Consider the following 7,024-nt stretch of genomic DNA (forward strand, 5'->3'; position numbering starts at 1 on the left):
GATGCAGTGAGCCCCGCATGCGCGGGGATGATCCCTACATCGAGTCGCTCGAGAAAGAGCGCCAGCGCATGATCGACGAGGAAGTCCGCCTGATGCAGGAGAATCCGGGCGGCAAAGGCGTGGACATCGGTTACACGACGGATGACCGTGGCAACATCAACGGCCGCTGGGCGCAGAGCAACAATCCGCAGTGGTATCAGGATGCCTACAAGCAGCTGGGCCGCAAGCCGACAAAGGCCGACCTGCCATTCCTCGCAGAGAGCCGCCTGCACGATATCGAGGAGTTTGATACGCTCGACCGGGAACTCAGCCATATGCGCGTCCTGCGCGACTACATGCGCGAGCACCCGGAGGAGAGCTTCGACCGCGCGATGGATCAGGCGGATGCCGGCACGCTGGTACAGGGCGAGAAAAGCCAGACCGCTCCAGTGCATCCTGAGCCCAATACGCAGGTCAAGCGCTATCAGGTCAAGCCGATGAGCGACCGCGCCATCGAGGGCAATATCCAGAGAGGAAATCAGGCCGCAGAATACATCTTGCGAGAACACGCTAAAGGGAATGATACGACGGTACACGGCGCTATGCATCGCCCGGATATTGGCTATATTGATTTTCTCTGGGGGACGCCTGGCAAAGGCGCAAAATTCAAGAAGGGCTATGGCCTGGCGCATATCCTGGCCAAGCATGGGGCCGAGAGTGGCGAGGGAATCCTTGCTAAGATTGTGGAGACGATTGCCAAAGGGACGGATATCGAGGAGCAGAAAGCTTTGCACGGTCAAGGCGAAAAAAGAATTCGTATACATTATGATGGCTATACTGCAGTTTTGAGTTCAGCAAAGGGAAAAAATTCTTGGCTGCTTACGGGCTGGGAAGACTATGACCGTATCAAACCAAAAGAAGCAGGAACCCATGTACGCGGTGAAGGTAACGATTCAACCGCGCCTACTGCATCCGCGCCTACGCTTACTCGTCGCGGAAGAGGAGGGGATCCTGCTTCTACCTCAAGTGTATCGCAGTCTCGGACAAATGTCAACGAGAATCCGCTCGTCCAGGGTGAATCCAATTCGCCATTTAAACTCAAGCCGGGTGAGCGCCTTGCGCCAGTGTCAGACCGTGAAGGCCGACTGCCTACGGCTACGCTCGGCCCGAAGAAGCCAGAAGGCCATTTCGAGGGCGACCGTGTCACACGCGCGGAAATCTTCGAGAGCGCGCGGGAACTCTTCGGCACGATCCGCACGGGGCGCACGGGCAGAAGGCTCAACGGCCAGTACGACCGCTATGCAGATGTGGCCCGCACGGCGCAGTATGGCCAGTTCGATACGATGTGGCACGAGATCGGCCACAAGATTGACCTGCTGCTCGGCCTCACGGACAAGGCTGGCCATACGTATGATGCAGAATTCAAGCATGTGCTGGACCGCAAGTATCCAGACGGCTTCCTCAACCATTACCGTCTCGATGAGCTTCAGCCTGAAGGCATCGCGGAATTCCTCAAGGAATACATGCATGACCGCGCGGAGGCAGTGAGCCCCGCATGCGCGGGGATGATCCCTTCGGTTTCCGCACGTCTGCCTCGGATGCCTTGTGAGCCCCGCATGCGCGGGGATGATCCCCGCCTGGCCGCGCCGGACAAGCTCGGCAGCATGTGAGCCCCGCATGCGCGGGGATGATCCCAGCAGGGAAAATTGGCTTGATGTACAGGCCAGGTGAGCCCCCGCATGCGCGGGGATGATCCCCACGTCCGCAGCCAGTCGGCTGTTGTGATCGTGTGAGCCCCGCATGCGCGGGGATGATCCCGCGCCCTCTCTGATATCAAGCAGGAGGTGGCAAGTGCTTTCCCGAATGCGAAGAACGTCCGCGATAATGGCCACGAGGTACTTTTCTCTATGCCAAATGGTGCAGAAGTATCGGTCAGTATTGTACCGTCCATCGAAGTGACGGAAAGTGAAGAAAGAAACGCTCGCGATGCACACGGCCTTGCGCCAGAGGTGCATGTCAAGATCAACGGCAAGGAACGCACGGTAGGCAGTAAGGCTATCATCGAGTTGTCTCAGCTCGGCAGGAAGGGCACGACCTACCACGAGGCTTTTCATGCCGTCTACGACATGTGCCTGGCAGATAAAGAAAAGGCCGCACTACACAAAGCCTACGACAAAGAGGCGAAGGAGCGCGACGTGTACGAGGTCATGGCTGACAAGTACCGTGACTGGATGATTGCGAAGCAGAAAGGCCAGCATACGCTGTACGGCAAGCTCTGGCAGAAGGTCAAGGACGCGGCGGCTAAACTTGTGCGCGTCGTGCGTGGTGCTGACAGCGCCAGCGATGTGTTCCGCAAAGTGGCAAGTGGCGAAGCGTGGGAACGTCCTCTCAACGAAGGGAGTAGTGATAATCGCTACCTTGTTACGAATGAGGAAGTGCGGCCAGATACAGAAGTACCAATCGTTGATGTAACAGACGAGCCAAAGGTGAATGTCAATAATCATCATGCTGCGGCTGACATAGCGCGTAGCATGATTGGAAAAACATTCCGCATTATTGGCTCGGATGGGTATGGCAAGATTGCATCTGTAAGTGACGGGACGCATTTTGTACATTCATCTAATAATCCAGTGCGCTTCGATAAAACACGTAGAAAGGCACTTTCTGTTGCAGAAAAGATTCTTGGAAACTGTGTATATATCGAGAAGCACGGTGATCTTAAACACGGTACGAAGCAATCATACATTGAAATGTTCTCAGTTGTAAAAGATGGGAACAGGCTTGTACGATTCCGCATTGTGGCAAAGGAAGGGAATAAAGATAGCCATGCGTTTCGTATTGGCGAGGCAAAGTTTTATGACATAATAAAAGATGGAGCCCTTCAAGAGAGCGGCGTCCTGCGCCACTATAAACATGAAGGAACTCCATCTACGCTCACTATAGCAGAACTTCTTGAGAGTGTCAAGGATAGAAACGGTCATCTCTACGTGAATAAAGATGGATCATTGAACTACGATGCGCGTATCTTCCGTAACAGCGAGGAACAGGCGAATATCAGGACTTCCATCGAAGATTCTGAAACGCGTTATTCAGCCGAAGAGGAGAAGGAAAAGAAAGGCGCACAGTTATTCATCAAGACTGTCGCGTCTAAGCTCGGTAAGCGCATGGGTGTCAAGTCGGATAAGATCATCACGGAGGAAGCAAAGGCGAAAGAGGGTATTGGCATCCTTGATTACCTGATTGCCTCTCCGTCCCGTGTTGCTACTCGCGTCAAGTCTTTCCGTCAGTTCTACCGCATGGGTGTCCGTGCTATGGACGTGCTGACGGAGCGCCGGTCTTATTACCAGCGCAAACTCGGCAAGGCTATGAAGCTCGTCAAGAGCAAGAACGACTATGAGGAACTGACGGATATCCTGCTCAGCGGCGACGCAGAGGGCAAAGAGTGGACAAAGGAAGAGCTTATCCAGAGCGGCACGAAAGAGAATGTCGCCGAAGCTTACACGCGAATCCGCCGTCTGATGCGTCAGGCGTACAAGATGGTCAACGAAGCGCATAAGCATCCGAAGACTTACTCGAAGCGCTTGTCTGACAGCAAGATTGAAGGTGAGCCCCGCATGCGCGGGGATGATCCCGACGTGATGATACACGCGATCAGTGGCAGCAAGTGAGCCCCGCATGCGCGGGGATAATCCCAACCATCTGCAAATGTGCTATAATGAACACAAGTGAGCCCCGCATGCGCGGGGATGATCCTTTGATAGATAGTCACATATCCATAATAGACGAATACAGGGATTATAATAGATTATATACGATGTTCATTAGTTATCTCGCTTAATCACAATAATACTCTTAATTTCAAATGCGTCAAAACATAAGTACATTCGCAATGGACACCATCGGATTCACATAGTGAATCATATTATATATAATACATATATATAGTATGTAATAGGAGTGATAATCTATGTCATTAAAACATAAGCTAAGAGTCATATGTGTAAGTAAAGATATTACATTGATAGATGCATTAAAAGCATACAATGTAAAATACAAAAAAGATATTAAGAATCCTTCTTTTTACAAAATGATTAATGATGAGACAATGAAGTATAGTTTACTGACGAAACTGTTGGATTCAATTGGATATGAAATTGTATTCCGTCGCAAACGCGATGTAGATCAATGAAAATGTTTTTCTAAATTCAATTTTGTGCAATGAATAGGAGCAGCGGATGTATGCTGATTTTCGTCGAATTTCCGTTGTGCCAGACAGCTGGATTTTAATGTAGGCAATGAGATTACAATAAGATCAATGTGTAGCCAGCGGATCGCAATGTAGTCAATGAGATTACAATGAGATTAATGTGCAGGTGAGCCCCGCATGCGCGGGGATGATCCACCCTTTCAGGGAATGAAACACGGGATTCAGGAAGCTGTTTTATCAAGACAGGCAAGAAGGCCACGTGGAGAATCCGTTGCACTAAAAATAGCCACACCTAAGAAATGGTATGGTGTGGCTGCAGAATTTGCAAAGGATGGATTGGTCTATGTTCGCACGGCCTTTTATAGTACAGATCAAAATCTTGATGCGTGGTTAGAAAAAAATAAAAGAGAAGCTGGCGTGCGTCGGTATCCAGGTTTCCCAATCCGCGCTGACAACGCAGGCGGCAACCACGCCATGACCACCAGTCATTCTCTTTCTATCTCAAGTATACAGCAAGCACTTGGAATAGACAAGGCAGTAACGAAGTATACATCTGCAGAGGATGAAGGTGGATAGTGAGCCCGCATGCGCGGGGATGATCCCTGACCATACTGCGCCGTGCGAGCCACATCCGCGCCGCGGTCATACTGGCCGTTTATCCCTCTGCCCGTGCGCCCAGTGCGGATTGCGCCGAAGAGTTCCCGCGCACGCTCGAAGATTCCCTCGCGCGTCACGCGGTCACCCTTGAAATGACCTTTCGGTTTCTTCGGTCCTAGCGTCGCAGTAGGCAGCCGCCCTTCACGGTCCGGCAGATGCAGGCCGCTCGCTAGGCTTGAGCTTGACCGGCGCATTGGATTCGCCCTGGATGAGCGGATTCTTGTTTACTTCAGCGGACTTTCGTAGTATATTGGAGTTGGAAGATGGCTTTCTCGTTGGAGCCTGGTTCGCGGGTCTTTCCCCATCTTCCAGGGCCATCGAGGGAACGTCCAGGCGCGTTCTTAACTTCGATGGCCTTTCTAATTCCATATCCGTAAGTTCGACCGTATAGAGATGTTTTTTATCATCTCTTATTTTGCGTACAGTCAATTTCACGATGCTTCCGTTTTTGCGTATGGCTTGGAATCGTGCGATTCCTTCGATATTTGGCCTGCCACGCTTAGTGAGCCCTGCATGCGCGGGGATGATCCTGTATGAAGTATCATACGTAAAAAAGAACGCTTTCCCCGATTCGCGTGTGCCCAAAGATGGGGAACGCGTCTTATCGGGGAATGACGTTCCTTCTGAGATAACTATACGTGAAATGTTGTCTGGTGTCAAGGATGCAGTGAGCCCCGCATGTGCGGGGATGATTTCCAGTCTGTCTATCACCGGCAGTAGATACTAGGCGTGGCCGGGGAAAAGAAGTACACGGCAGAGCAGGGCTGGAGAACGCTTGCGAGGAATTACTCGCCCGAGGTAATGAAACCTAGGGTAAAGCGTGATATAATCAAAGCAAGTGGAGCATTGAATCCGTTCGGCAACAGGGCAACCGAACATGATGCCGGTATTATGAGGAAATCCGGCATCGCAAAACCGATACTATTCGCATTGCAAAAATACAGGATTTAAAGGAGTGAATGTAATGCTTGGGTGGGCGAAGATTATCTCAAAAGACAATCGGTATACAAGAATTTCGTATAGCATTGAACAGGATGAATCTTGCGATGGTATTTTAGAAGCTGATGCTGTAGATGGAATAATGCGCGTCATTAAATAGGTGTTGGATGGTGTGAGCTCAAGCAGAATAAGGCTGTTCGCGCAAAAGCCTACTGTTAACTGCCGCATAGGCAGCTTAGAGGTTCCTATTTGTAAGAGTGTCGTACGACTGAGTATGAAGTGATAGGCGATAAAAGGGAGGGGGTGCTTTGGCTTTTTCGTCTATTCATGCAAGTATCATGTCGTATTCTGCCCGAAATACCGCCGCAAAGTTCTAGTGAACGGTGTAGATACAAGACTGAAGGAGCTTGTTGAGCAGATTGCCGAGGAGTATTCGTTCGAGGTCATTGAGATGGAGATCATGCCAGACCATGTTCATCTCCTTTTGGAAGTTGACCCGCAGTTCGGTATCCATAAGGCCGTCAAAACCATAAAGGGCAAGACATCGCGGATACTTCGTCAAGAATTTCATTGGCTGACAACGAAACTGCCGACACTTTGGACAAATTCCTATTTTGTCTCAACAGTAGGCGGTGCTCCCTTGGGAATCGCCAAACAGTATATCGAGAGCCAGAAAACATCGCAAAGGAAGTGAGAATGTGGAAACATACACACTGGGATACAAGTTTCGCATCTATCCGAATAAGACGCAGGCACGTTTGATCAACCGCACGCTCGGTTGTGCCCGTTTCGTGTTCAACCACTTTCTTGCGGTTCGTCGTGATGAATGTAAAGCGAACCATCATTCTCTGACTTACGTCAAGACGAGTCAGTTCCTCATCGATCTCAAGAAGCGCGAGGATACATCCTGGCTTTCCGAAGCAGACAGCATGGCGTTGCAGGAATCTCTGCGCAATCTTGACCGCGCCTATGAGAACTTCTTCCAAAAAAGAGCAGGCTATCCGCGTTTCAAGTCAAAGCATAGTCGCAGTCAGTCCTACCGGACGCGCAATCAGGGAAACGGCATCCGCATCGAAGGCAACCGGATCAAGCTGCCGAAGGTCGGCCTTGTGAAAATCAAGCAAAGTCGGACGTTTGAAGGCAGGATCCTGAATGCCACAGTCAGCCGCACAGCTTCTGGAACATACTTTGTTTCCCTTTGCGTCGAGATGGACAAAACGGCGCTGCTTCATCCAAATGGCG

At 50.8% G+C, this 7,024-nt stretch carries 7 protein-coding genes; 6 read left to right on the top strand and 1 reads right to left on the bottom strand.

Annotated elements, in window-relative coordinates; all coding sequences use genetic code 11:
- The 4 genes from T518_RS12485 to T518_RS12050 all read left to right on the top strand — a co-directional run.
- The coding region (locus T518_RS12485) for a putative barnase/colicin E5 family endoribonuclease (protein ID WP_428829231.1) at positions 1 to 1,649 on the top strand (1,649 nt) is incomplete at its 5' end.
- Positions 1,650 to 1,886: 237 nt separating this feature from the next.
- On the top strand, positions 1,887 to 3,647 hold the full coding sequence (locus T518_RS12045) for a hypothetical protein (RefSeq protein WP_155948174.1): 1,761 nt from the start codon (positions 1,887 to 1,889) through the stop codon (positions 3,645 to 3,647).
- Between the two features lie 299 nt (positions 3,648 to 3,946).
- Positions 3,947 to 4,168: a hypothetical protein gene (locus T518_RS10680; protein WP_036378810.1), complete on the top strand. Its 222-nt coding sequence runs from the start codon at positions 3,947 to 3,949 to the stop codon at positions 4,166 to 4,168.
- A gap of 225 nt (positions 4,169 to 4,393) precedes the next feature.
- Positions 4,394 to 4,762 (top strand): hypothetical protein, encoded by a 369-nt coding sequence (locus T518_RS12050; RefSeq protein ID WP_162177250.1) that lies wholly within the window; start codon positions 4,394 to 4,396, stop codon positions 4,760 to 4,762.
- Positions 4,763 to 4,984: 222 nt separating this feature from the next.
- Here T518_RS12050 and T518_RS12130 read toward each other — a convergent pair whose 3' ends face one another.
- Positions 4,985 to 5,278: a hypothetical protein gene (locus T518_RS12130; RefSeq protein WP_162177251.1), complete on the bottom strand. Its 294-nt coding sequence runs from the start codon at positions 5,276 to 5,278 to the stop codon at positions 4,985 to 4,987.
- Between the two features lie 793 nt (positions 5,279 to 6,071).
- Here T518_RS12130 and tnpA point away from each other — a divergent pair.
- A complete protein-coding gene (gene tnpA / locus T518_RS11700; protein ID WP_072003604.1) occupies positions 6,072 to 6,476 on the top strand; it encodes an IS200/IS605 family transposase in 405 nt (134 codons plus the stop codon).
- Positions 6,477 to 6,480: 4 nt separating this feature from the next.
- Positions 6,481 to 7,024 (top strand): RNA-guided endonuclease TnpB family protein (locus T518_RS10695; protein WP_036378817.1); only part of this gene is annotated, 544 nt, incomplete at its 3' end.

It is taken from the genome of Mitsuokella jalaludinii DSM 13811 (assembly GCF_000702905.1).
GTDB lineage: Bacteria > Bacillota > Negativicutes > Selenomonadales > Selenomonadaceae > Mitsuokella > Mitsuokella jalaludinii.